Origin of the sequence: Amycolatopsis sp. NPDC021455 (assembly GCF_040640995.1) — a bacterium.
Classification (GTDB): Bacteria; Actinomycetota; Actinomycetes; order Mycobacteriales; family Pseudonocardiaceae; genus Amycolatopsis.
Genome location: NZ_JBFACT010000003.1, coordinates 34,221 through 57,447 on the forward strand (window position 1 = coordinate 34,221; position 23,227 = coordinate 57,447).

The window sequence follows — 23,227 nt, forward strand, 5'->3', positions numbered from 1 at the left end:
ATCCGGACGGCCCAACTTTCGCGCGCCACCAATCGCCTCCGCCCGCGGCTCCGAATCCCCCGGGCACATCGGCGAAAGGAGCGGTTTTGTCCCTCGTCCACCGCGGCGCCCGGGCCCCAGCTGTGCTGTCTCGCAAGCGAAGACGTGGCCGATGAGATCGGTTCGCCGCACCGGGTCCACACCGCGCAGGACGTGGTCGGCACCCTCCTCCGGGGGAACTGGGCGATCTTCGCCCACGAATGGGCGGATCCGGACGGGATCGACCCCGAGCACTGGCAGGAGGTCGTCGAGGCCGCCGCGGAGGCGGCGGGGGTCGACGTCGAGTTCGTGGTCATCCCGCGCCGGTCCCTGACCGTCGTGTTCAACCGGGCGGTCCCGCCCACTTTCGAGCAGGTCCGCGCCTCGATCGAGGTCATCGAGCGCTCCCGCGGCAAGAGCTGAGCCACCTCGCGCGCGAGGTGGCTACTTTTGCCCCTGGTCTGGAGACCAGTCGGTACGGAATGATCGATTAGTGACTCCTGAGCGACCGATCAGACACTGCGGGCTATGGTCTCACCCGTTCGGGAAAGTTCCGTGACACTTTGGATACCAGCGAAAGAACCTAGATATTTACCAACCGTCACGGGACACTGATCGGGGGACTCACGTACCGTAACTGTTTCATGACTGGCTGGCTCGTCTGGTCACCAGCAGTCACGAGACAGTCACGGTCTGCACAGACAGTTCGGGAGAAACGCATGGCAGCACCGCCGGACCGGGTCACGTTCCGCGAGGTGTTCGGAGTCGCCGAGTTCCGGGCACTGTGGTTCGGGGAACTGCTGTCGATCGCCGGCGACCAGCTGGCCAGGGTCGCGCTGTCCATCCTCGTGTTCACCGGGACGAACTCGGCGACGCTCACCGGCCTGACCTACGCCCTGACGTATGCGCCGTCGCTGCTGGGCGGCATCTTCCTGACCGGTTTCGCCGATCGCTTCCCCCGCCGCAGCGTGATGGTGCTCGTCGACCTGCTGCGGGCCGCGCTGATCCTGCTGGTCGCCCTGCCGGGCATCCCGTTCTGGCTGATGTGCGTGCTGGTCGGCGGGGTCTCCCTGGTCAACCCGCCGTTCAAGGCGTCCCAGCTCGCGCTGCTGCCCCAGGTGCTCGAGGGCGACCGGTTCGTCGTCGGCATGGGCATCCGGAGCATGACCGTGCAGAGTGCCCAGCTCCTCGGCTTCGCCGGCGGCGGCGCGCTGCTCATCGCCCTCGACCCGCACGTGGCGCTGGTCGTCGACGCGGCCACGTTCGTGCTCTCCGCCCTCTTTGTCCGCTTCGGTGTCCGCGCGCGGCCGGCCGCAGCGAGCGGCGAGCAGCGGAAGTCCTTCTTCGCGACGCTCGGCGGCGGTGGCCGGACGGCGTTCGCGAGCTCGCCGTTGCGGGCCCTGGTGCTCTTCACCTGGCTGATGGGGCTCCTGCCGGTCTACGAGGGCATCGCCGCGCCGTACGTCTCGGCGTCGGGCGGCGGCCCCGAAGCGATCGGCCTGCTGCTGGCGGCCGACCCGATCGGCAGCGTCATCGCGACCTTCGCCTACACGCGCTGGGTGCCCGCGCGACTGCGGCCGAAGCTGATCGGCCCGCTGTCGGCGCTGTGCGCGGTCCCGCTGGTGCTGTGCTTCCTGAACCCCGGCCCGGTCTCGTCGATCGTGCTCTTCATCGTCTCGGGCGGCTTCGGGACGATCTGCCTGCTGCAGGCGACCGCGTCACTGACCCTGGCCGTGCCCGACGAGCAGCGCGCGCAGGTGATGGGCCTGTCCAACACCGGGCTCACCACGATGATGGGCATCAGCCCGCTGATCGGGGGCGTGCTCGCCGACCAGCTCACGCCACACGGGACGGTCGGGATCTTCGGCGTCGCGGGGATCCTGCTCACCCTGCCGCTGGCCGCGATGTGGGCCCGGACGCTGTCCGACCAGCCTCAACGATCGGGTGACAAAGAAGCCGCACGCGCCGAACATGCTTGACATGCTCCGCGCGTGGGCCCGACCCTGCGCGACCTTGCGGTGCGCTGTGCGGTCACTGATCTTTGCCGCGCATCGCTGGCCACCTCTCGTTCCGGTGTCAACCAAAAAGTACACACCGAAAGCCCTTGTGGACAGCACGCAAACGATCTGAAACTGTCCGTGAGTAGATTGTCACCGATCACCGGCGCAAGGGTCTGGGGGAAAAATGGTCACATCGGGGGAACGGTCTGGACAAGGCTCGGTTCTTGGGGTTGCCGACTGGGCACTGTGGACCCGGCCGCGGGCCTGGGTCGCCGTCACGCTCAGCGCGATCGCCGTCATGCTGGCCTGGACCGCGGCCGCCACGCTCACCATCCCGGTCACGCTCGCGAACCTGGGGACGTTCGCGCTGCTCACCGCCCTGGCGGTGACCCAGACCGAGGTCAGCAGGCGCATCGAACGCCAGCGCCGGATCCTGAGCAACGGCCCGCACATCAACATGACGTCGGTCTGGCTGCTGCCCGCCGGGCTGCTCGTGCCGCCGCAGCTGGTGGCCGTCCTGGGCACAGTGCTCTACGTCTACCTCGCGTTCCGTAGCTGGTCTGGCACCCGTCCGGGTGAAGCACACCGCGTGGCGGCCAACGCGACCACGATGATCCTCTCCGGCTTCGCCGCCGGCCTCGTCGCGGACTTCTTCAGCGGGCACGGGATGGTGGCCGTCGCGCTCGCCGCCACCGCGTTCTTCACCGCCAACACCGCGCTCACCGGCCTCGGCCTGTACCTGGCCGCCCCGGAGAAGGCGACCGCCGAAGGCTGCCTCGGCAACATGGACGACAACCTGCTGGAGCTGGCCACCCTGTGCGTCGGCGGCCTGCTCGTCATGGTCCTGACCACCGAGCCGCTGCTGTCGGTGCTGGTCATCCTGCCGCTGTACGTGCTGCAGCGGTCCGTGCTGATCAAGCGGCTCGAGGAGCTCGCCACCACCGACCAGAAGACCCAGCTGCTCAACGCCACCACCTGGCAGGACGGCGCGCAGCGCGAGATCTCGCGCGCCCAGCGGGAGAACGGCAGCTTCGGCGCCCTGATGATCGACCTCGACCACTTCAAGCGGATCAACGACACCTACGGGCACCTCGCGGGGGACGACGTGCTCAAGGCGGTCGCCGCCGTGGTCAAGCAGGAGACCCGGGCGCACGACCTGGTCGGCCGGTTCGGCGGCGAGGAGTTCGTCGCCCTGCTGCCCGCGACGTCCAAAGAGGACGCGATCGTGACTGCGGAGCGGATCCGGCAACGGGTCAGCGAGCTGATCATCAGCACCAAGACCAACGAAGGCGCCGCCGTCGACATCGAGCGCCAGACGGCGTCCATCGGCGTCGCCGCCTACCCGATCGACGGGTCGTCGGTCGAGGAGGTGATGGCGTCCGCCGACGCGGCCGTGTACGCGGCCAAGCACGGCGGCCGCAACCGGGTGGTGGGGTCCGCCGCAGTGGCCTTGGCCGCGGCTTAGCGGCCTACCGCAGCCGGTCGATGACGTCGCTCGCCTTCGTCTGGAGGCGGGCGACCCCGCCGACGGTGAACTCGGTGAGCAGGTCGATCAGGGCGTCCTGGTCCGGCGGATCACCGTCCCAGGTCGCCTGGACCAGTGACTCGGTCATCGCGAAGAAGAGCGTGACGAGCGCGCGGTCCGCGCGGCCGGAGTCGATGCCGTGCGCGGCCCACCGCTTGCGGGCGGCGTCGGCGTAGACGACCGCCAATCTCTCCCTCAACCGGGTGAGAGCGGGGTCGCCCGCGCGCTCGGCCGCCCGGAGTACGCCGTAGGCCTCCGGGCTGTCGGCGACGAAGGTGACCATGTTGGCGTAGTTGGCCCGCGCCCAGGCCCGCAGACCGGGCTGCGTGTCGGCCACCGCCGGGCTCGCGATGGCGGCGAAGGCGCTTTCCTCCGTAGTGGCCACGACCTCGGCGAACAGGGTCGCGCGGTCGCCGAACTGCTCGTAGACCGCCTGCCGCGAAACGCCGGCTTCGCGCGCGATCTGCTCGATCGTCGCGCCCTGCATCCCGTGCTGCGCGACGACCCTCGCCGTCGCCTGCAGCACCCGGGCGCGCTGCTCCCCGACCGGCAGCTTGCGCGGCCGCCCGCGCGGGGCCGGGCTTGACATAGTGCTCCACCTCACGTGATTCTTTTTCCGACACCTCTGTCTGAAAAGGTGTTCCCCGCGCACCCGCCCTGCTCAACGAGGAGCAAGCATGCGTATCTTCCCTCGCCGCGCCCTGTCCGCGGCCGTCGCCACGATTTCCGTTCTGGCATTGGCGACGCTCGGCCCGCCATCGGCCTCGGCCGCGTCCTTCTACGATCCGCCGTCCCCCCTTCCCGCCGGAAGCAACGGCGACGTCATCCGGCACGAGGCGTCGACGTTCTACATCGATCCGATCCAGCTGATCAAGGCCGACGCGAACGTGCAGCGGATCATGTACCGCAGCACCGACACGCACGGCTCGCCGATCGCCGTCACCGGCACCGTGCTGACCCCGCGGTCGGCGTGGAACGGCGCCGGCGCGCGCCCGATCGTCTCCTACGCCGTCGGCACCCAGGGCGAGGGCGACGACTGCGCGCCGTCGAAAGCGCTTGCCGCGGGCTTCGAGTACGAAGGCCCGTTCATCGCCGGGCTGCTGACCAGGGGCTACGGCGTGGTCGTCACCGACTACGAAGGGCTCGGCACGCCGGGCGACCACACCTACGTCAACCGCGCGGCAGAGGCGCACGCGGTGCTCGACGCGATCCGCGCGGCGCAGCGGCTGCCCGAGGCGGGACTGCCGGACGACGGCCCGGTCGCGATCGCGGGCTACTCCCAGGGCGGCGGCGCGTCGGCCGCGGCGGTGGAGCTGCAGCCGAGCTACGCGCCCGAGCTGAACCTCAAGGGCGCCTACGCCGGCGCGGTGCCGGCGGACCTCGCCGAGGTGGCCAAGAACCTCGACGGCCACTACGCGTTCGGGTTCCTGGCGTTCGCGATGGTCAGCATGAACTACGCGTACCCGGAGCTGAACATCCCGGCACTGCTCAACGCCCGCGGCAAGCAGCTGTTCGAGCAGGTCCGGACGGAGTGCACGGTGGAGGCGATCGCCGCGCACGCGTTCACGCACTCGGAGACGCTGACCGCCGACGGGCGGCCGGTGACGGGGTTCCTCGGTGAGGAGCCGTACCGGTCGCGGGTGGCCGAGCAGAAGATCGGGTCGCTGAAGCCGTCGGTGCCGGTGCTGATCGTGCACAGCGCGCTCGACGACATCGTGCCCTACGCGCAGGACCGCGACCTGGGCCGGACGTGGTGCGGCAAGGGCGTGAAGGTGCAGTTCAGCACGACGCTGATCCCGACGCACGTGCTCGCCGCGGTGCGCGCGTTCCCGGAGGCGTTCGCCTGGCTCGAGGGCCGCTTCGCCGGCCAGCCGGCGCCGGTCAACTGCGGCTGGTTCTGACCCCTGCGAAGTCCGTGAAGGCCTCCTTCCCGGCTCTTATGACCGGTAAGGAGGCCTTCACGGCTTGTGGGTCACTTCAGGCCGGTGGCCTCGGACGCGGCGGGGTCGGAGTCCGCGAGGAACGTGCGGCAGCGCTCGTGCTCCTCGGTCTCGCCGATCTTCCCGGCGGCCTTGCCCAGGACGGCGAGGGCGCGCAGGAACCCCTGGTTGGGGCGGTGCGACCACGGCACCGGGCCGAAGCCCTTCCAGCCGGCGCGGCGCAGCTGGTCGAGACCCCGGTGGTAGCCGGTGCGCGCGTACGCGTACGCGGCGACGGTCTCGCCCGCGTCCAGGGCCTTCTCGGCCAGCGAGGCCCACGCCTCGCTGTAGTAGGGGTGTTCGGCGGCGACGGTGGCCGGGTCGTTCCCGGCGTCGAGCGCGGCCTGGGCGGCGGTGTGCTCGGGCAGCAGCGTCGGCTCGGGGCCGAGCAGGTTGTGCGTCATGCCGCCATTGTCTCTCAGAAGAACAGGCTCCCGAGCACCCCGGCACCGGCCAGCACCAGCACGGCGACCAGCACGCCCGCGACAACTCGTTTCGGCATCATGGCGCGACACCTTGCCAAGCCGGGGCGCCCGGAGGCAAGTCGTCCACCCCTACGGGTGAACCCTGGGCGCGAAGCGCCTCCGTTGAGGGTGGCGGCGGGGAAGAAGGTCGGGGGAACCCCGATTTTCGCGTCGTTTGCCACGGTCTTGGCCCACTCGTGACCATGACCGGCCATGATGTCCGGCATGGCCAAGGCAGTCGACGTCCCGGCGGACGTGATCCCGCGCAGCCCGATCGGCAAGACGCGGCTGTTCTTCACGCGGCACTGGCACCGCGGCGCACCGGGGCAGCCGACGCCGGACTGGGTGCTGCGGTTCTGCTACGGGATGTGGCTGACGGCGTTCGCGTTCAAGCTGGTCGGCTCGTCGTGGGACATGTCGTGGCACTTCCGGTGGCTGCGCGACGACCTGGCCCCGCCGCACCTGATCAACACCGTGGGCACGGTGATCATCGTGGTGCTGGTGGCGATCCACAGCTACACGGGCCTGGGCTGCGACAAGCGCTCGCTGCGGCTGATGCAGATCGGCCTGCTGACGTTCCTGGTCGCGGCCCCGCTGGACGTGATCAACCACCGCGTCAACGGCCTCGACCTGACGGCGTGGAGCCCGTCGCACATGATGCTGTACCTCGGCACGGGCATCATGCAGGCAGGCGTGCTCCTCGGCTGGCTGCGGTTCGCGCCGCCGGGGCGCTTCCGGACCGGCGTGCTGCTCGGGCTGTGGGCGTTCTTCCTGGAGAACACGTTCTTCCCGAACGGCCAGCAGGAGTACGGCATCCTCGGCCTGCGGGCGTGGGAGCGCGGGACGCCGGAGGCCGAGCAGTCGCTGCTGGACTTCGCGGCCAACCAGATCGGCCACCCGGTCGACCGGGCCGCGGTGCTGCACTTCACGATGCCGATCCCGGAGTGGGTGTACCCGCTGTGGGGCATCGGGGTCATGGCGTTGATCCTGGCGCTGGCCCGGCACACCCTGGGCCGTCGGTGGTCGGCTTCGTTTGTCGCGCTGGCGTACGTCGCTTACCGGTCGGTGATGTGGCCGCTGCTGCTGGGACTGGGCTTCCCGGTGTCGACGGTGCCGTTCTACCTGCTGTTCGTGGGGCTCGCGGTGGATCTGGCGTTCGCGATGGGCAGCGGGATTCTGCGCGCGGGCGCGGGGGCGCTGCTGGTGACGGCGTTCGGGTACGGGGCGTTCTGGCTGCAGTCGCAGTTCCGGCCCTGGGTCCTGGGTGACGCGCACACGGAGTCGGCACCCCCGGCGGCGTACTGGACGGCGGCGGTGGTGCTGGCCGGGGTGTTCGTCCTGTGGGCGGCGGCCGGTCCGGCTTCGCGCCGCTGGTCGGCGAGGCGAGCGATGCCCGAAACGGTCTGAACACGACGAAGGGGCGGCACTTTCACGTGAAAGTGCCGCCCCTTCGCGCGTGACTACTTCAGCTTCGTCCCCGCCGAGCCCAGCGCCTGGCAGGCCTCCACGACCCGAGCCGCCATGCCGGCCTCCGCGGCCTTCAGGTACGACCGCGGGTCGTACACCTTCTTGTTGCCGACCTCGCCGTCGATCTTCAAGACACCGTCGTAGTTCTTGAAGAAGTGGTCCACGATCGGGCGCGTGAACGCGTACTGCGTGTCCGTGTCGACGTTCATCTTCACCACGCCGTACGACACCGCCTCGCGGATCTCCTCCGGGAGCGAACCCGAGCCGCCGTGGAAGACCAGCTCGAACGGCTTCGAGCCCGCCGGCAGACCCAGCTTCTTCGCCGCCGCCTCCTGGCCGCCCTTCAGGACGTCCGGGCGGAGCTTCACGTTGCCCGGCTTGTACACGCCGTGGACGTTGCCGAACGTCGCCGCCAGCAGGTAGCGGCCGTTCTCGCCCGCGCCCAGCGCGTCGATCGTCTTCAGGAAGTCGCCTTCGGCCGTGTACAGCTTCTCGTTGATCTCCGCCTCGACGCCGTCCTCTTCGCCGCCGACGACGCCGATCTCGACCTCGAGGATGATCTTCGCCGCCGCCGTCTTGGCCAGCAGTTCCTGGGCGATCTCGAGGTTCTCGTCGAGGTCGATCGCCGAGCCGTCCCACATGTGGGACTGGAACAGCGGGTTCTGGCCGTTCTTCACGCGCTCGGCCGAGATCTCGATCAGCGGGCGGACGAAGCCGTCCAGCTTGTCCTTCGGGCAGTGGTCGGTGTGCAGTGCGACGTTCACGCCGTACTTGGCCGCGACGACCTGGGCGAACTCCGCCAGCGCGGTCGCGCCGGTCACCATGTCCTTGACCTTCTGGCCGGACGCGAACTCCGCGCCGCCGGTGGAGAACTGGATGATGCCGTCGCTCTCCGCCTCGGCGAAGCCGCGAATGGCGGCGTTCACGGTCTCGGACGAGGTCACGTTGATGGCCGGGTAGGCGAACTCGTTCGCCTTGGCCCGGTCGAGCATCTCCGCGTAGACCTCGGGGGTGGCGATGGGCATCGTTACTCCTCCTTGGCACAGGGTGGTCCCGACCGCATCGTACGAGGTCGGCCGCCGCCGCACACCGGTCCCCGCGCAGAAACTCTCCCGCACGTGGGATCGGTTCAGAAGGAGTACGTCCGGCCGCCGGGCGGACCGGCGGCCGGACGGAGGTCACATCAGCTCGGCCGCCAGCGCGCGGTACGCCGGCCACGGGTCCTCGTTCAGGACCTGGACGATCACGTGGTCGGCCCCCGCCTCGAGATGCGCCCGCAGCCCGGTCGCGATCGTCGCCGCGTCCCCCTGCAGCGCCAGCGCGTCGACCAGGCGGTCGCTCCCCTCACCTTCGAGGTCGTCGTCGGTGAAGCCGAGTTTCCGCAGGTTGGCGACGTAGTTCGACAGCTGCAGGTAGAACTTCACGGTGTTGCGGCCGATGGCGCGGGTCTCGGTGACGTCGGTGCCGAGGACCACCTTGTGCTCCGGGGCCAGCAGCTTGCCCTCACCGAGGATCTCCCGCGCCTCGCGCGTGTGCTGCGGCGTCACCAGGTACGGGTGCGCGCCCGCCGTGCGGTCGCCCGCCAGCTTGACGACCTTGGGGCCGAGCGCCGCCAGCGCCCGCCCGGCGACCGGGACGCCCGCCGCGTCGAGGCCGTCGAGGTAGTCGACCAGGGCCGCGTACGGCTTCTTGTACTCCTTCGTCGCCTCGCGGTGACCCGCGCCGACGCCCAGCAGGAAGCGGTTCGGGTACTTCCCGGCGATCCGCTCGTACGCCCGCGCGATGTCCGCGGGCGCGTCCTGCCAGATGTTCACGATGCCGGTCGCGATGACCAGGGAATCCGTCGCCGCGAGGAGCTCGTCGACGAAGGCGAGGTCGCCGCCGGGCGAACTGCCCAGCCAGATCGCGCCGTAGCCGAGCTTCTCCGCCTCCGCCGCGAACTTCGCGTCGACCAGGTTGTAGGACCGCCAGATACCGAGGTTGCCCAGTTCGATTGCCATGGAACACTCCAACGCGCGAGACACGGGTTTTCCTCCCGGGTTCGGCAACTAATCTCGGAACCATGACCAAGCTGGGCAATACCGACCTCGACGTGTACGGCCTCAACCTCGGCTGCAACGTCTTCGGCTGGACGGCCGACGAGCCACGGTCCTTCGCCGTCCTCGACGCCTACACGGCGGCCGGCGGCAACTTCCTGGACACCGCCGACCTCTACGGCGGCGGAGGCGGCTCCGAGACGATCATCGGCAACTGGCTGGCCGCGCGCGGCAACCGCGACGACGTCGTCGTGGCGACCAAGGTCGGCCTGTGGGACGGCCGGCCGGGCCTGTCGGCGAAGAACATCCAGGCCGCGGCGGAGGACTCGCTGCGCCGCCTGCGGACCGACCACATCGACCTCTACTACGCCCACCGCGACGACCCGGACACCCCGCTCGAGGAGACCCTGGAGGCGTTCGACGCGCTGGTCCGCGCGGGCAAGGTCCGCTACCTCGGCGCCTCCAACTACACCGCCGGACGGCTCGCCGCCGCACTGTCCATTTCGGACAAGCACGACTTCGCGCGGTACGCCGTGCTGCAGCCGCACTACAACCTCGTCGAGCGGGACTACGAGCGCGACCTCGCGCCGCTCGTCGCGCGCGAAGGCCTCGCGACACTGCCGTACTTCTCCCTCGCGAAGGGCTTCCTCACCGGCAAGTACCGCACGAAGGACGAGCTCGGCGACAGCCCGCGCGCCGCCCGTGCCGCGTCCTATTTGGACAACGGCGGCGAGCGCGTCCTGGCCAAGCTCGACGAGGTCGCGAACGCCCACGGCGTCTCGGTCGCCACGGTCTCGCTCGCCTGGCTGCGGCAGCAGCCGACGGTCGCCGCGCCGATCGCCAGCGCCCGGACACCGGAGCAGCTCACCGACCTGATCGCATCGGTCACCCTCGACCTGACCCCAGCGGAGATAGCCGAGCTTTCACGTGAAAGCTAACTTACCGCATGGTAGCTTACTGCGGGTAAGTTGAGGTACGGTGCCTCCAAGCGACGTCTAGGAGGCACCGTGGCCAACCCGTTTTCGCTGCTCAGCGGCACCAAGAAGGTCGACGGCAAGGTCGTGCTGATCACCGGCGCGGCCCGCGGCATCGGCGCCGGGCTGGCCGAACGGCTCGCCGCCCGCGGCGCGAAGGTCGCCCTGGTCGGACTCGAAGCCGAGGAGCAGCAGAAGGTCGCCGACCGGATCGGCCCGAACGCGAAGTCCTGGGAAGCCGACGTCACGAGCTGGGACGCGCTGGAGAAGGCGACAGCGAGCGTCGTCGAGCACTTCGGCGGGATCGACATCGTCATCGCCAACGCCGGCATCGCGACCGCGGGCTTCGTCCGCTCGGTCGACCGGGGCGCGTTCGAGAAGGTCATCGAGGTCGACCTGCTCGGCGTCTGGCGCACGTTCCGCGTCACGCTCCCGCACGTCATCGAGCGCAAGGGCTACCTGCTCGCCATCTCCAGCCTCGCCGCGATCACGCACGCGCCGGGCATGGCGAACTACGCCGCCGCGAAGGCCGGCGTCGAGGCGTTCTCGAACAGCCTCCGCGCCGAGGTCGCCCACCTGGGCGTGAAGGTCGGCGTCGCGCACCCGACGTGGATCCGCACCGACCTCGTCGAAAGCGCCGACGCGCACCCGGTGTTCGGCAAGCTCCGCGCGTCGATGCCCGGCCTGATCGGCAAGACGTACCCGCTGGACGTCGCTCTGGACGACCTCGAAGCAGGCATCCTCAAGCGTGCCCGGACCATCCACGTGCCGCGCTGGGTCGGCGGGCTCAAGCTGTTCCGCGCGTTCCTGCCGCCGGTCATCGAGCTCGGTTCGCGCACCCGGGTACCGTCGGCGGACAAGGCCGCGCTGGCCGACATCGAGGCGCGCGGCGCCTTCGAGTCGGCGGTCACCGGCCACGGCGGGCGGGCCGCCACCAAGGGGTGAGCATGTCCCGTCGCGACCAGATCAGGATGACCGAGGACGAGGTTCGCGCGTACCTCGCCGAGCAGAAGGTCATCAACGTCGCCAGCATCGGCCCGAACGGCCGCCCGCACCTCGCGCCGCTCTGGTACTTCCCGCACGAAGACGGCGTCGCGACGTGGACGTACGGGACGTCGCAGAAGGCGAAGAACTTCCGGCGGCTGCCGGAGGCGACCGTGCTGGTCGAGGACGGCGACAGCTACGAGAAGCTCCGCGGCGTCTCGTTCGAGGCCGACGTCGAGATCGTCGAGGACACCGCCGAGGTCACCCGGATCGGCACCGCGCTGCTGCAGCGGTATTCGGGTGCCAAACCGGGCGACCCGGCACCGGCCGAGATGAACGCCTTCATCGCCGGTCAGGCCGCCAAGCGCATCGGGCTGGTCTTCAAGCCGACGAAGGTCGCCAGCTGGGACCACGGCAAGCTCGGCGGGACGTACTAGCGAGTAAGGGGTACTTCCAAGTAACTGTTACCTGAGGTAACGTCATCTGGGCAGCATCCTCGACGCAGCGGAGGCCGACAGATGACCGAGCGGTTCAAGGTCGTGATCGTGGGCACCGGGTTTTCCGGGCTCGGCCAGGCGATCCAGCTCGAAAAGGCCGGCATCCGGGACTACGTGCTCCTGGAGAAGGCCACCGAGGTGGGCGGCACCTGGCGCGACAACTCCTACCCCGGGTGCGCGTGCGACGTGCAGTCGCACATGTACTCGTTCTCGTACGAGCAGAACCCGGGCTGGTCACGGTCGTTCTCGCCGCAGCAGGAGATCTTCGACTACCTCAAGGGCGTCGCGGACAAGTACCGGCTGCGCGAGAAGATCCGGTTCGGCGTCGAGCTGACCGGCGCCCACTGGGACGAGAAGGAGCGCCGCTGGACGGCGACCACCAGGGACGGCCGCGAGTTCGTCGCGCAGTTCCTCGTCTCCGGCGTCGGCGGCCTGCACATCCCGCAGATCCCCGAGCTGCCCGGGATCGCGAACTTCCAGGGGCAGACCTGGCACTCCGCGCGCTGGAACCACGAGTACGACCTGCGTGGCAAGCGGGTCGCCGTGGTCGGCACCGGCGCCAGCGCCGTCCAGTTCGTCCCGCGGATCGCGCCCGACGTCGCCGAGCTGACCCTGTTCCAGCGGACGCCGCCGTGGATCATGCCCAAGCCCGACCACGCGATGCCGGAGTGGGCGCAGACGCTGTTCAAGCGCGTCCCAGGCACCCAGCGGGCCTATCGCAACGCGCTGTACTGGCTCCTCGAAGCGCGCGCCATCGGCTTCAACGGCCACCCGGCGATCATGAAGGCCGGCGAGCTGATCGCGAAGCGGAACATCGCGAAGGGCATCAAGGACCCCGCGCTGCGCGAGAAGGTCACGCCGGACTACACGATGGGCTGCAAGCGCGTCCTGATCTCCAACGACTACTACCCGGCGCTGGACCGGCCCAACGTCGACGTCGTCACCGCCGGGATCAAGGAGGTCAGGGCGCACTCGATCGTCGACTCCGCCGGCGTGGAGCACGAGGTCGACGCCATCATCTACGGCACCGGCTTCAAGGTCACCGACGCGCTGGAGTACCTCGACATCACCGGCGTCGACGGCCGCAACCTCGCCAAGGAGTGGGCGGCCGAGGGCATGCGGACGCACAAGGGCATCACCGTGTCCGGCTACCCGAACCTGTTCTTCCTGCTAGGCCCGAACACCGCGCTCGGCCACAACTCCGTCGTGTTCATGATCGAGTCGCAGGCGCGGTACGTCGTCGACGCCATCAAGCTCGCCGGCTCGCGCGGCGCCGCGGCGCTCGACGTCCGGCCGGGCGTGCAGGAGGAGTTCCAGCGCGAGATCCAGGACAAGCTGGTCAAGGGCGTCTGGACGCAGGGCGGCTGCAAGAGCTGGTACCTCGACGCCCAGGGCGTGAACCGGACGATCTGGCCCGGCTTCACCTGGCGCTACTGGCTCGAAACGCGCAAGGTCGACCCGGCCGACTACGAGCTGACCGGGCGAGCTTTCACGTGAAAGCTCGGCACCGCCTATGACTCCGCGGGCAGCCAGGCGCCGATCACCGGCTTGAACTCGCGGACGGTCCGCTGGGCGATGACCCCCTCCAGGAAGTACGGGTCCCGGTCGATCGTCTCCTTCAGGTGCGCCTCGTCGTCGGCCTGGTAGAGCGTGATGCCGCCGGTGCCGTCGCCCAGCGGGCCGGCGACCGCGACCCGGCCCTGTTCGGCCAGCTTGACCAGGAATTCGCGGTGGCGGGGCCGCACCTCCTGCAGCTTCTCCTGGACGTAGGTGATTTCGACGAGGAACCAGGCCATGTGGATCTCCGGGGTCGTGCGCGGGCGGGACGGAGCCGACGCTACCCGCGTCACGGTCGCGTCCCGGCATCCGATCTGTGGCGGGGGCAGGTGAACCCGATAGGCTTGGCATGCGTCAGTACCTGTGTGAGCGCTGTGAATACCGTGAACCTGCTGACGCGGCACACCGTGCAAGCCGGGGTCGAGAACAGGCAGGGGTTCATGCTCGAGGGCAATGCGGAACGCAGCGTCGAGGCGACCCTCGGCCACCTGCGGGTCATGGACGGTCCGGCTCCGGCGCAGACCGCCGCGCCACTGACCCTCGAAGACCTCTACCGCCAGCACCGCATGCGGCTGGTCCGGCTGGCGATCCTGCTGGTCGACGAGCCCGCGACAGCGGAAGACGTCGTCCAGGAGGCCTTCACCGGCCTGCACCGCAACTGGGGCAGGCTCCGGGACGCCGCGGCCGCGGTCGGCTACCTGCGCACCGCGGTGGTCAACGGGTCGCGCAGCGTGCTGCGCCGCCGCAAGACCGCCCGCGAGTACGTGCCGCCGCACGCGGTGAACGCGCGGTCCGCCGAGAGCCTCGCGATGCTCTCGAGCGAGCACCAGGCCGTGGTCAGCGCGCTGTCCAAGCTGCCGCCCCGCCAGCGGGAAGTGCTGGTCCTGCGTTACTACGGTGGGCTGAGCGAGGCCGAAATCTCTGAGGCCGCGGGCATCTCCAAGGGTACCGTTAAATCGACCGCCAGCCGGGCGCTCGAGGCACTCCAGAAGGCCATGCAGACGCCGCAGTGACCCGGGTGGACCATTCCAGTCACTGAGTCGTATCACCATGCTTGGTCCAGACCAATATATGCTGGGGCGCGTGAGAGGCGCCGGAGATTTCGTGATCATGGGCGGCCGGGTCGCCGCCCCGGACCGTGTACTCGACGACGGCTGGCTGGCCGTCTCCGACGGGCGGATCGCCGGCGTGGGTTCCGGGACCCCGCCGTCCGGCGAGCACGTGGACGTCGGTGGGGCGCTGGTCGTCCCCGGGTTCATCGACACCCACTGCCACGGCGGGGGAGGTGCTTCGTTCACCTCCCTCGATCCCGGGGAACTCCTGACGGCGGTGCGAGCGCACCGCCGTCACGGCACCACGACCATGCTCGCCAGCCTGGTCTCCGACCCGGTCGACATCCTGCGTGAGCAGGTCGCCGCGCTGCGTGAGCTCGTCCAGGACGGCGAGGTCGCGGGCATCCACCTGGAGGGGCCGTTCATCTCGAAGGCCCGCTGCGGGGCGCACGACCCGGAGACGCTGCTCGAGCCGGACACCGGCACGGTCGAGAAGCTCCTGCGCGCGGGCCAGGGCGCGATCCGGATGGTCACCATCGCCCCCGAGCTGCACGGCGGCGTGAAGGCCGTCCGCCAGCTGGCCGAGTCCGGCGTCATCGCGGCCATCGGGCACACCGACGGCGTCGAAGAGCAGCTGCTGCCGGCGATCGACGCGGGCGCGACCGTCGCGACCCACCTGTTCAACGGCATGCGGCCGCTGCACCACCGCGAGCCCGGCCCGATCGGGGCGCTGCTGGACGACGAGCGCATCACGATCGAGCTGATCTGCGACCTGGTGCACCTGCACCCGACGGTGGTGCGGCTGGCCGCGAAGCACGCGGGCCGCGACCGGACGGTCCTGATCACGGACGCGATGTCGGCCACCGACGCCGACGACGGCCGCTACACGCTGGGCCGCCTCGAGGTCGACGTGCACGACGGCGTCGCCACCCTCGCCGACAACGGCTCCCTGGCCGGCAGCACCCTGACGATGGACACCGCCTTCCGCAACCTGGTCCGGGGTGCGAAACTCGGCATTCTCGACGCGGTGCACGCGACGTCGCAGCGGCCCGCGGAGCTGCTCGGCATCGCCGACCGCACGGGGATGCTGTGCTCCGGTTACCAGGCCGACCTCGTGGTCCTCGACGACGACCTGCGGCCGGCGAAGGTGCTGCGCCGGGGTGAGTGGGTCGCCGAGGTCGGAACGGCTACCTTGAGTACCTAGGTTTTGGCACGAGCGGACGGGCGGAGATGAGCGAGCCGAAGGACCCCGAGCAGCTGCTGGCGGACGCCCTTCGCGCGCAAGCCGTCTTCGCCCCCTCAGCGGCGCCTGAGCCGAGCACGAATGCTGTTCCCACCAGCTCGATCAACGAGCTGCCGTCGGCGTACGGGCTGCTGTCGGGGGCCAGCGCGGACTCGCTGGAACGCGAGCGAGCGGCCCTCGACGCGGTGTCCGACGCGCCCACGGCGTTCGCCCCGCCACCGCCGCCACGTGCGTCGGCGCAGCTGCCCGCGTACTGGATCTTGCTGCTGGCCGTGCTGCTGGGCCTCGCCGCGGGGTCCGTGGTGGGCCTGCTGACGCTGGTCTGACGGGTCTCAGAAACGACTCAGGGTGACCCTGTACCGTTTTCGGGGTGATTCTCGCCCAGAGCACGGTCAACACGATGTCGCTGCTGCCGTCATGGCTGGACCCGCAGCACCTGCTGAGCGGCCTGACGGTGCCGGTCATCGCGGTGCTGTGCCTGATCATCTTCATCGAGAGCAGCATCTTCCCGGTGCTGCCCGGTGACTCCCTGCTCTTCACGGCGGGCCTGTTCATCGCGAACGGCACCCTCGACGCGCCGTTGTGGCTGGTCTGCGTGCTGGTGACGGTCGCGGCGCTGCTCGGCAACGTCGTCGGCTACTACATCGGCTACTTCGTCGGGCCCAAGCTGTTCAACCGGCCGGACTCGAAGTTCTTCAAGCGCGAGTACGTCGACAAGACACACGAGTTCCTGGAGAAGCACGGCCCGAAGGCGGTCGTCCTGGCCCGGTTCGTGCCGTTCGTGCGGACGTTCATCACGTGGATCGCGGGCATCGGCCGCATGGACCCGAAGCGCTACTTCACGTACACGGTGCTCGGCGGCATCCTGTGGGCCGCGGGCATCACGATCCTGGGCTCGCTGCTGGGGAACATCTCGTTCATCCGCAACAACGTCGACGCGATCTTCGTGCTGATCGTGCTGGTGTCGGTGGTCCCGATCGGGCTCGAGTACCTCAAGTCCCGGCGCGAGAAGAAGGCCGCCGTCGCCGAGGCCGACCCCGAGGTCACGCAGCGGATCCCGCGCATCAAGGACTGAGCGCCGAGGGCTGGGCCGCCCGAAACTGTCGTACCCCCGCGGTAACGTGAAATCCGGGGGTCCCCCTGGGCGGGTGACCTCTGTTCGCGCAGGTCAAGTGGCCCACCACCCCGAAGCCGGAATTGTGACTACGGCTTCGGATCGGGGTTGCGGGGAGGGGTCTGGGTGGAGCGCAAGCCTCGCCTCAGCGTGCGCCCGCCTGCACCTGCCATGTCCTGAACGAGTCGTTCATGTCGTCGGAGGACATGAACGAGTCGTTCAGGACACCGCGGAACCGGCCGGCTCAGGGCATCGAGAACATCGAGCCCGGGTTGAACAGGTTCTCCGGGTCGAGGGCCTGCTTGATCTGCCGGTGCACCCGCATGCCGACCGGCCCGATCTCGCGTTCCAGCCACTCGCGCTTGATCTTGCCGATGCCGTGCTCGCCCGTCACCGTGCCGCCGAGGGACAGGGCGACTTCGAGGATGTCGTCGAACGCGCGGCGGGCTCGGGCGAACTCCTCCGCGTCGCCCGGCTGGTAGACGATCGTCGGGTGCATGTTGCCGTCGCCCGCGTGGCCGACCACCGCGATGCGGAGGCCGACCTCTTCGCTGATCTTCTCGCAGCCGTGGATCAGCTCGGCGATCCGCGTCCGCGGGACGCAGACGTCGTCGGTCAGCCAGACGCCGTACATCTCCAGCGCGGTCAGCACCACCCGGCGGACCTGCAGCAGCATCCGGCCTTCTTCGAGGTCCTCGGTCGTGTACGCCAGGTCCGCGTCGCAGTCGACGCAGATCTGCTCCAGTGCCGCCAGCTCGCGGCGGGCGACCTCGCCGCCCGCGTCCGACTGGCCCAGCAGCAGCGCCCGGCAGTCCGAACCCGCGCCGAGGTCGGTCTTGAGGTACGTCTCGGCCGCCTTGATCGACGACGCGTCCATGATCTCCAGCAGCGACGGCACGAGCCCCTCGCGGACGACTCGCGCCACGGCCTCCCCGGCGGCTTCGGTGGTGCTGAAGCCCGCGACGAGCGTCGCCGGTGCCTGCGGCAGCGGCTTGAGCTGCACCGTCGCCTGCGTGATGACGCCGAGGGTGCCCTCGCTGCCGACGAACAGCCGCGCGAGGTCGTAGCCGGCGACGCCCTTGACCGTGCGGCGGCCCGTCTTGAGCAGTGAGCCGTCCGCCAGCACGACCTCCAGGCCGAGGACCGAGTCGGTCGTCACGCCGTACTTCACGCAGCAGAGGCCGCCGGCGTTGGTGGAGAGGTTGCCGCCGATCGTGCACCAGTCGTAGCTGGACGGGTCCGGCGGGTAGAACAGGCCCTGCTTCTCGACGGCGTTGCGGAAATCCAGGTTGACGACGCCCGGCTGCACGACGGCGAGCCGGTTGCCCGGGTCGATCTCCACGATCCGGTCGAGCTTGGCCAACGACAGCGTGACGCACCCGTCGATGGCGTTCGCCGCGCCGGACAGGCCGCTGCCCGCCCCGCGCGGCACGATCGGCACCTTGGCCTCGGCGCACGCCTTGACGACCGCCTGCACCTGCTCGACGTTCGCCGGCAGCACCACCGCCAGCGGCCGGCCCGACGGCGCCAGCGGCATCATGTCGCGGGCGTAGGACGCGGTGACGTCGGAATCGGTGAGCACGGCGCTCTTGCCGAGCAAGTCGCGGAGCCGGCTGACAAAAGCTTCGTTGCCCATGACCCGATGGTAAGCCCGGTGAGTCCGCAGTGCGGAAAGATTCTTTCGAATCCAACTCTTGCGGACCAATCCCGGGAAGCGGTCAGCGGACCAGGCCCAGCAGCTTCTCGACGTGGATGGTCAGCAGGACCCGCTGGTCGGTGACCATGGCCTGGCGGTACTCGGCCCAGTCCGGGTGCTCGCCCGCGGCCCGCCGGTAGTAGTCCACGAGCGCCTCCACCGTCGCGTCGTCCGGCGCGGCCGCCGGAGGCGTCAGCTCCGCGCGTCCCTCCACGACCGCGTAGCTCCAGCCGTCCTCGCTGCCCACGTGGTAGGTCACCCGCGGGTCGCGCCGCATGTTCCTGGTCTTCGCCCTGGTCTCGGTGACCGACGCGATGATCGTGCCCGCGTCGGCGTCGTAGAGGTGCGTGATGGTGGAGAGCTGGGGCCGGCCGTCGCGGCGGATCGTGGCCAGGACGCCGTGGCTGCGCTTGGCGATGAAGTCCTTCAACGCTGTGTCGTCGGTCATACCCGTTCCAACCCGTGGCCGCCGCCTTTGTTCCGTGGGCCCGAGCGAAATCTGCTTGCATATGACAACTAAAGTGTGTTGCACCACAACACGAGGTACTCCGCTTGCATAACCGCTAGTGAAGGCACATCCTTGCCTGAGGCAACTAGTTGCAGCCGCCAACCAACGCCTTCGAAGGATCACCCATGGCACCGAACAACGCCACCGCCCGGCCCACGGCCGAACTCGACCTCGCCGACCAGCTCGGTCATGAGCTCGTCCGCCTGGTCCGTCTGATCAACAAGGCGAAGTCGCAGGTGTCGAAGCAGGGTCCGGACGGCATCGAACGGGCGGCGTACGCGATCCTCTTCACCCTCATCCACGAGGGCCCGCAGCGGACCAGCAAGCTGGCCGAGTCGCTCCACTCCGAGATCTCCACGATCAGCAGGCAGTCGAGCTCCCTGGTCCAGCACGGCCTGGTCGAACGCCAGGCCGACCCGGAAGACGGGCGGGCCTGCCTCCTCGCGCCGACGGCCGAGGGCATGCGGGTGTTCGAAGAGAACCGCAAGAAGCGCAACCAGTGGCTGGCCGAAGTACTCGGGGACTGGACCGAAGGGGAGATCCAGACCCTGAACCGGCTCTTCGGCCGGCTCAACACAGGTATCGAGAACCACTCTCCACAGCTGGCCGACGCGCAGCCGTCCGCCAGTGCTCCGGCCAAGGGGGCCAACGCATGAGTTCCACCACAGAAGCACCGCTGCAAGCCGAGGTGAAGCAACCACCGCGGCTGAGCCACCGCCAGATCGTCACGATCCTGAGCGGCCTGATGTGCGGCATGTTCCTCGCCGCGCTCGACCAGACGATCGTCGGCACGTCGATCGTCAAGATCGCCAACGACCTGCACGGCTTCGACCTGCAGGCCTGGGCGACCACGGCGTACCTGATCACCTCGACGATCGTCACGCCGATCTACGGCAAGCTGTCCGACATCTACGGCCGCAAGCCGTTCTACCTGACCGCGATCGCGATCTTCGTCGCCGGTTCGGCCGCCTCGACGTTCGCGACGTCGATGTACGAGCTGGCCGCGTTCCGCGCGGTGCAGGGCCTCGGCGCCGGTGGCCTGATGTCGCTGGCCATGACCATCCTCGGCGACATCGTTCCGCCGCGTGAGCGAGCCAAGTACCAGGGTTACATCCTGGCCGTGTTCGGCCTGTCGACCGTGCTCGGCCCGGTGCTGGGCGGCTTCTTCGCGGGCATCGACACGCTGGCCGGCCTGCACGGCTGGCGCTGGGTCTTCCTGATCAACGTGCCGATCGGCGTCGTCGCGCTGTTCGTCGTGGCCAAGGTCCTGAACGTGCCGCACGAGCGCCACGACCACAAGATCGACTGGTGGGGCGCGCTCACGCTGATCGTCGCGGTCGTGCCGTTCCTGATCGTGGCCGAGCAGGGCCAGAAGTGGGGCTGGGGCGACCAGAAGGCCATCTGGTGCTACGTCATCGGCGGCGTCGGCGTCATCGCCTTCATCGTCGTCGAACAGCTGATGAAGGACGCCGCGCTGATCCCGCTGCGGCTGTTCAAGAACTCGACGTTCACCGTGGCGATCATCGGCGGTGTCATCGTCGGTGTCGCGATGTTCGGCGCGATCACGATGATCCCGCAGTTCATGCAGGTGGTGCAGGGTTACACGCCGACCGAGTCCGGTCTGCTGATGCTGCCGCTGATGGCCGGCATCATGACCAGCTCGATCGTGTCCGGCCGGCTCACCGGGACGACCGGGCGCTACAAGATCTTCCCGATCGTGGGCACCATCCTGATCGCCGGCGGCGCGTTCTTCTTCGCGCAGGTCAAGTACGACTCGCCGCTGTGGCACCCGCTGGTCGCGGCCGCCATCATCGGCCTCGGCCTCGGCCAGTGCATGCAGACGCTGATCATCGCGGTGCAGAACGCCGGCCCGCGCAGCGACATGGGCGTCTCGACCGCGTCGGCGACGTTCTTCCGCCAGATCGGTGGTACCGCGGGTGTCGCGATCTTCCTGACCGTCCTGTTCAACACCCTGATGCCCAACATCACCAAGGCGTTCGGCGGTCACCTGCCGGCCGGCGCCGGTGCGAACATCGGCAACCTGTCCGAGAACACCAGCGTGATCCAGACCCTGCCGGAGGCGATCCGGACGCCGATCCTGGTCGGCTTCACCGAGTCGATCACCACGGTGTTCTACATCGCGGGTGCGGTGGCCCTGCTGGCGACCGTGGTCCTGCTGTTCATGAAGGAGATCCCGCTGACCAACGCGGCCCCGGCCGCGGCGGCCATGGAGGGCGGCGAAGCGCTGCTGGAGGACCACGCGGACGAGCCGACCGAGATCGTCGAGCCGGTGCGTCCCGTCGACCGTGAGCCGGCCCTGGTCGGCGGCGGCAAGCACGCGCTCAGCACCAACGGGCACGGCGACTACCAGGCCGTGTCGGGCGCGCTGCCGATCACGAACTCCGTCGCGGACTCCGAGGTCGACGTCCCCGTCGGCACGGGCGGGGTGCCGGTGACCGGGCACGTCCGGCGTCAGGACGGCAGCCACGTGCCGGGTGCCGCGCTGACCCTGATCGACCAGCGCGGCCGCCAGGTCGCGCGGGCCACCGGCGGCGCGGACGGCAGCTACTCGGTGCCGAGCCAGGGCCCGGGCGCGTACGTCCTCATCGTGTCCGCGCACGGCCACCAGCCGCAGGCCTCCAGCGTCGTGATCAGCAACGGCCCGGCGACCGTCGACGTCACGCTCACCGGGTCCGGCGAGCTGACCGGCACCGTGAAGGCGGCCACGACCGGCGAGCCGCTGGCGAACGTCACCGTGACGCTGACCGACAGCCGCGGCGAGGTGAACGGCGCGTTCATCACGACCGCGGACGGCACCTACGCCTTCGTCGGGGTCGGCGCCGGGGCGTACACCCTGGTCGCCAGCGGCGCGGGCTACCGGCCCTTCGCGGTGACGCTCACCGTGCCCGACAGCGGCGTGCTGCGCCACGACGTCGAGCTCGCCAGCTCGGTGCTGCTCACCGGCACCGCGCGGACCGAGGGCGACCGGGTGGTGCCGGACGCGCGGATCACCGTGCTCGACGCCGAAGGCAACGTGGCCGCGGTCGCGCGGACGGACGGCGAAGGCCGGTACGTGGTGAGCGACCTGCCCGCGGGTGCGTACACCGTGGTCGCGAGCGGCTACCCGCCGGCGACCAGCCAGGTGGAGCTGACCGGCGGCGAGGCGGGCCACGACGTCCGGCTGAGCTACGACCAGGCCCTCGACGAGCTGGTCGACCGGTCATGACCGGCTTGCGCGCGACCTTCCGCACGGCCGAGGGCTGGGTGGTGGAGCACGCGGTGCTCACCGTCACCGACCCGGCCGGGCGGCAGGTCGCCCGCCAGGCCGCGGACGTCCGCGGGGAGGTCGTCACCGACGCCCTCCCGGCGGGCGTCTACACCGCCGTCGTGACCGCGGCCGGGTACACCCCGGTCGCCCGGACGACGCACATCGCTTCGGACGGCAGCGGCTCGCTCGGCGACGTCGTGCTGACCCCGGTCGCCGAGGCGGTCGACCTGCCACCGGCCGGGCCGTGGGTGATCGACCCGGTGCACTCGTCGGTCGTCGCGACCGCGCGGCACATGGGCATCGCGAGCATCAAGGCGCGGTTCCCGGACCTGTCCGGCCGGATCGAGATCGGCCGGCCGGCCGAGCGGTCGTCGGTACACGCCGAGATCAAGGCGGCCAGCGTCGAGACCGGCATCAAGATGCGCGACGACCACCTGCGCTCGCCGGACTTCCTCGACGTCGACGTGCACCCGGTGATCGCGTTCACCAGCACGGGAATGCGGCCGCGCGGGGTGGACTCGTGGACGCTGCAGGGCGAGCTCACGCTGCACGGCGAGCGCCGTGAGATCGAGCTGGAGCTCACCTACGGCGGCTGGGGTCCGGACCCGTGGGGCGGCGTGCGCGCCGCGTTCCACGCCGAAACGACGCTGCACCGCAACGACTTCGCGATCAACTACAGCGCGCTGGCCCGCGCCGGCGTCGCGGTGGTCGGCACGACCGTGAAGATCGAGCTGGACATCGAAGCGGTGCAAGGCGAGTCCCTGCCGCAGTTCTGAGGTTCCATAGTCCGTGAAGGCCTCCTTACCGGCTTTTACAGCCGGTAAGGAGGCCTTCACGGCTTGTTG

Annotated in this window: 24 protein-coding genes; 16 read left to right on the forward strand and 8 right to left on the reverse strand. The window is 69.7% G+C overall.

The window, feature by feature from the left end; genetic code table 11:
• The first annotated feature begins 144 nt into the window (after window positions 1-144).
• The 3 genes from AB0G28_RS05405 (at window position 145) to AB0G28_RS05415 (ending at window position 3,483) form a co-directional block, all read left to right on the forward strand.
• On the forward strand, window positions 145-441 hold the full coding sequence (locus AB0G28_RS05405) for a hypothetical protein (protein ID WP_361083217.1): 297 nt from the start codon (window positions 145-147) through the stop codon (window positions 439-441).
• 296 nt (window positions 442-737) lie between these two features.
• The gene (locus AB0G28_RS05410) at window positions 738-1,997 is read left to right on the forward strand and encodes an MFS transporter (protein WP_361083219.1); all 1,260 of its coding nucleotides are present in this window, start codon (window positions 738-740) and stop codon (window positions 1,995-1,997) included.
• Window positions 1,998-2,319: 322 nt separating this feature from the next.
• The gene (locus tag AB0G28_RS05415; protein ID WP_361084104.1) at window positions 2,320-3,483 is read left to right on the forward strand and encodes a GGDEF domain-containing protein; all 1,164 of its coding nucleotides are present in this window, start codon (window positions 2,320-2,322) and stop codon (window positions 3,481-3,483) included.
• A 4-nt stretch (window positions 3,484-3,487) separates the two neighbouring features.
• Here the strand turns inward: AB0G28_RS05415 and AB0G28_RS05420 are convergent, their stop codons facing one another.
• Window positions 3,488-4,132 (reverse strand): TetR/AcrR family transcriptional regulator, encoded by a 645-nt coding sequence (locus AB0G28_RS05420; RefSeq protein WP_361083220.1) that lies wholly within the window; start codon window positions 4,130-4,132, stop codon window positions 3,488-3,490.
• 88 nt (window positions 4,133-4,220) lie between these two features.
• On the opposite strand from AB0G28_RS05420, the gene AB0G28_RS05425 reads away from it, so the two are divergent.
• Window positions 4,221-5,444, forward strand: coding sequence for an alpha/beta fold hydrolase (locus tag AB0G28_RS05425; protein WP_361083222.1), 1,224 nt, complete (start codon window positions 4,221-4,223; stop codon window positions 5,442-5,444).
• A 71-nt stretch (window positions 5,445-5,515) separates the two neighbouring features.
• Here the strand turns inward: AB0G28_RS05425 and AB0G28_RS05430 are convergent, their stop codons facing one another.
• Together AB0G28_RS05430 and AB0G28_RS05435 are read right to left on the reverse strand one after the other, a co-directional pair.
• Complete coding sequence (locus AB0G28_RS05430; protein WP_361083224.1) at window positions 5,516-5,926, reverse strand: DUF3151 domain-containing protein; 411 nt, start codon at window positions 5,924-5,926, stop codon at window positions 5,516-5,518.
• 14 nt (window positions 5,927-5,940) lie between these two features.
• Window positions 5,941-6,213 (reverse strand): hypothetical protein, encoded by a 273-nt coding sequence (locus AB0G28_RS05435; RefSeq protein WP_361083226.1) that lies wholly within the window; start codon window positions 6,211-6,213, stop codon window positions 5,941-5,943.
• Between AB0G28_RS05435 and AB0G28_RS05440 the strand changes: the two genes are divergently transcribed.
• Window positions 6,212-7,393, forward strand: a complete 1,182-nt coding sequence (locus AB0G28_RS05440; RefSeq protein ID WP_361083228.1) for a hypothetical protein — start codon at window positions 6,212-6,214, stop codon at window positions 7,391-7,393. The two genes, AB0G28_RS05435 and AB0G28_RS05440, sit on opposite strands and share 2 nt — an antisense overlap.
• Before the next feature lie 53 nt (window positions 7,394-7,446).
• Here AB0G28_RS05440 and fbaA read toward each other — a convergent pair whose 3' ends face one another.
• Complete coding sequence (gene fbaA / locus AB0G28_RS05445; RefSeq protein ID WP_361083229.1) at window positions 7,447-8,478, reverse strand: class II fructose-bisphosphate aldolase; 1,032 nt, start codon at window positions 8,476-8,478, stop codon at window positions 7,447-7,449.
• A 153-nt stretch (window positions 8,479-8,631) separates the two neighbouring features.
• A complete protein-coding gene (locus AB0G28_RS05450; RefSeq protein ID WP_361083231.1) occupies window positions 8,632-9,453 on the reverse strand; it encodes an LLM class F420-dependent oxidoreductase in 822 nt (273 codons plus the stop codon).
• Between the two features lie 62 nt (window positions 9,454-9,515).
• Between AB0G28_RS05450 and AB0G28_RS05455 the strand changes: the two genes are divergently transcribed.
• The 4 genes from AB0G28_RS05455 to AB0G28_RS05470 all read left to right on the forward strand — a co-directional run bounded on the left by AB0G28_RS05455 (window position 9,516) and on the right by AB0G28_RS05470 (window position 13,441).
• On the forward strand, window positions 9,516-10,427 hold the full coding sequence (locus tag AB0G28_RS05455) for an aldo/keto reductase (RefSeq protein WP_361083233.1): 912 nt from the start codon (window positions 9,516-9,518) through the stop codon (window positions 10,425-10,427).
• 69 nt (window positions 10,428-10,496) lie between these two features.
• Window positions 10,497-11,408: an SDR family oxidoreductase gene (locus tag AB0G28_RS05460; RefSeq protein ID WP_361083234.1), complete on the forward strand. Its 912-nt coding sequence runs from the start codon at window positions 10,497-10,499 to the stop codon at window positions 11,406-11,408.
• A gap of 2 nt (window positions 11,409-11,410) precedes the next feature.
• Complete coding sequence (locus AB0G28_RS05465; RefSeq protein WP_361083236.1) at window positions 11,411-11,884, forward strand: pyridoxamine 5'-phosphate oxidase family protein; 474 nt, start codon at window positions 11,411-11,413, stop codon at window positions 11,882-11,884.
• Window positions 11,885-11,965: 81 nt separating this feature from the next.
• A complete protein-coding gene (locus AB0G28_RS05470; protein WP_361083237.1) occupies window positions 11,966-13,441 on the forward strand; it encodes an NAD(P)/FAD-dependent oxidoreductase in 1,476 nt (491 codons plus the stop codon).
• 14 nt (window positions 13,442-13,455) lie between these two features.
• On the opposite strand, the gene AB0G28_RS05475 is transcribed toward AB0G28_RS05470, so the two are convergent.
• On the reverse strand, window positions 13,456-13,740 hold the full coding sequence (locus AB0G28_RS05475) for a YciI family protein (RefSeq protein WP_361084107.1): 285 nt from the start codon (window positions 13,738-13,740) through the stop codon (window positions 13,456-13,458).
• A 201-nt stretch (window positions 13,741-13,941) separates the two neighbouring features.
• On the opposite strand from AB0G28_RS05475, the gene AB0G28_RS05480 reads away from it, so the two are divergent.
• The 4 genes from AB0G28_RS05480 to AB0G28_RS05495 all read left to right on the forward strand — a co-directional run bounded on the left by AB0G28_RS05480 (window position 13,942) and on the right by AB0G28_RS05495 (window position 16,871).
• Entirely contained in the window at window positions 13,942-14,514 is a 573-nt protein-coding gene (locus AB0G28_RS05480) for a SigE family RNA polymerase sigma factor (RefSeq protein WP_033262965.1), read from the forward strand.
• Between the two features lie 91 nt (window positions 14,515-14,605).
• Window positions 14,606-15,757, forward strand: a complete 1,152-nt coding sequence (gene nagA / locus AB0G28_RS05485; protein WP_361084111.1) for an N-acetylglucosamine-6-phosphate deacetylase — start codon at window positions 14,606-14,608, stop codon at window positions 15,755-15,757.
• Window positions 15,758-15,783: 26 nt separating this feature from the next.
• The gene (locus AB0G28_RS05490; protein ID WP_361083239.1) at window positions 15,784-16,122 is read left to right on the forward strand and encodes a hypothetical protein; all 339 of its coding nucleotides are present in this window, start codon (window positions 15,784-15,786) and stop codon (window positions 16,120-16,122) included.
• A 44-nt stretch (window positions 16,123-16,166) separates the two neighbouring features.
• Window positions 16,167-16,871 carry a VTT domain-containing protein gene (locus AB0G28_RS05495; RefSeq protein ID WP_361083241.1) on the forward strand — a complete coding sequence of 235 codons (705 nt, stop codon included), beginning with the start codon at window positions 16,167-16,169 and terminating at the stop codon, window positions 16,869-16,871.
• Window positions 16,872-17,154: 283 nt separating this feature from the next.
• Here AB0G28_RS05495 and AB0G28_RS05500 read toward each other — a convergent pair whose 3' ends face one another.
• Complete coding sequence (locus AB0G28_RS05500) at window positions 17,155-18,546, reverse strand: FAD-linked oxidase C-terminal domain-containing protein (RefSeq protein WP_361083243.1); 1,392 nt, start codon at window positions 18,544-18,546, stop codon at window positions 17,155-17,157.
• Between the two features lie 82 nt (window positions 18,547-18,628).
• Complete coding sequence (locus AB0G28_RS05505; RefSeq protein WP_361083245.1) at window positions 18,629-19,054, reverse strand: PPOX class F420-dependent oxidoreductase; 426 nt, start codon at window positions 19,052-19,054, stop codon at window positions 18,629-18,631.
• Window positions 19,055-19,239: 185 nt separating this feature from the next.
• Here AB0G28_RS05505 and AB0G28_RS05510 point away from each other — a divergent pair, with 185 nt between their 5' ends.
• From AB0G28_RS05510 to AB0G28_RS05520, 3 genes are read left to right on the forward strand one after another with little or no spacing between them, the layout of a single operon-like run.
• The gene (locus tag AB0G28_RS05510) at window positions 19,240-19,770 is read left to right on the forward strand and encodes a MarR family transcriptional regulator (protein WP_361083247.1); all 531 of its coding nucleotides are present in this window, start codon (window positions 19,240-19,242) and stop codon (window positions 19,768-19,770) included.
• A complete protein-coding gene (locus tag AB0G28_RS05515; protein ID WP_361083249.1) occupies window positions 19,767-22,340 on the forward strand; it encodes an MFS transporter in 2,574 nt (857 codons plus the stop codon). Before AB0G28_RS05510 ends, AB0G28_RS05515 begins: the two co-directional genes overlap by 4 nt.
• Entirely contained in the window at window positions 22,337-23,158 is an 822-nt protein-coding gene (locus AB0G28_RS05520) for a YceI family protein (protein ID WP_361083251.1), read from the forward strand. The genes AB0G28_RS05515 and AB0G28_RS05520 overlap by 4 nt, the downstream gene beginning before the upstream one ends.
• The last annotated feature ends 69 nt before the right edge of the window (window positions 23,159-23,227 follow it).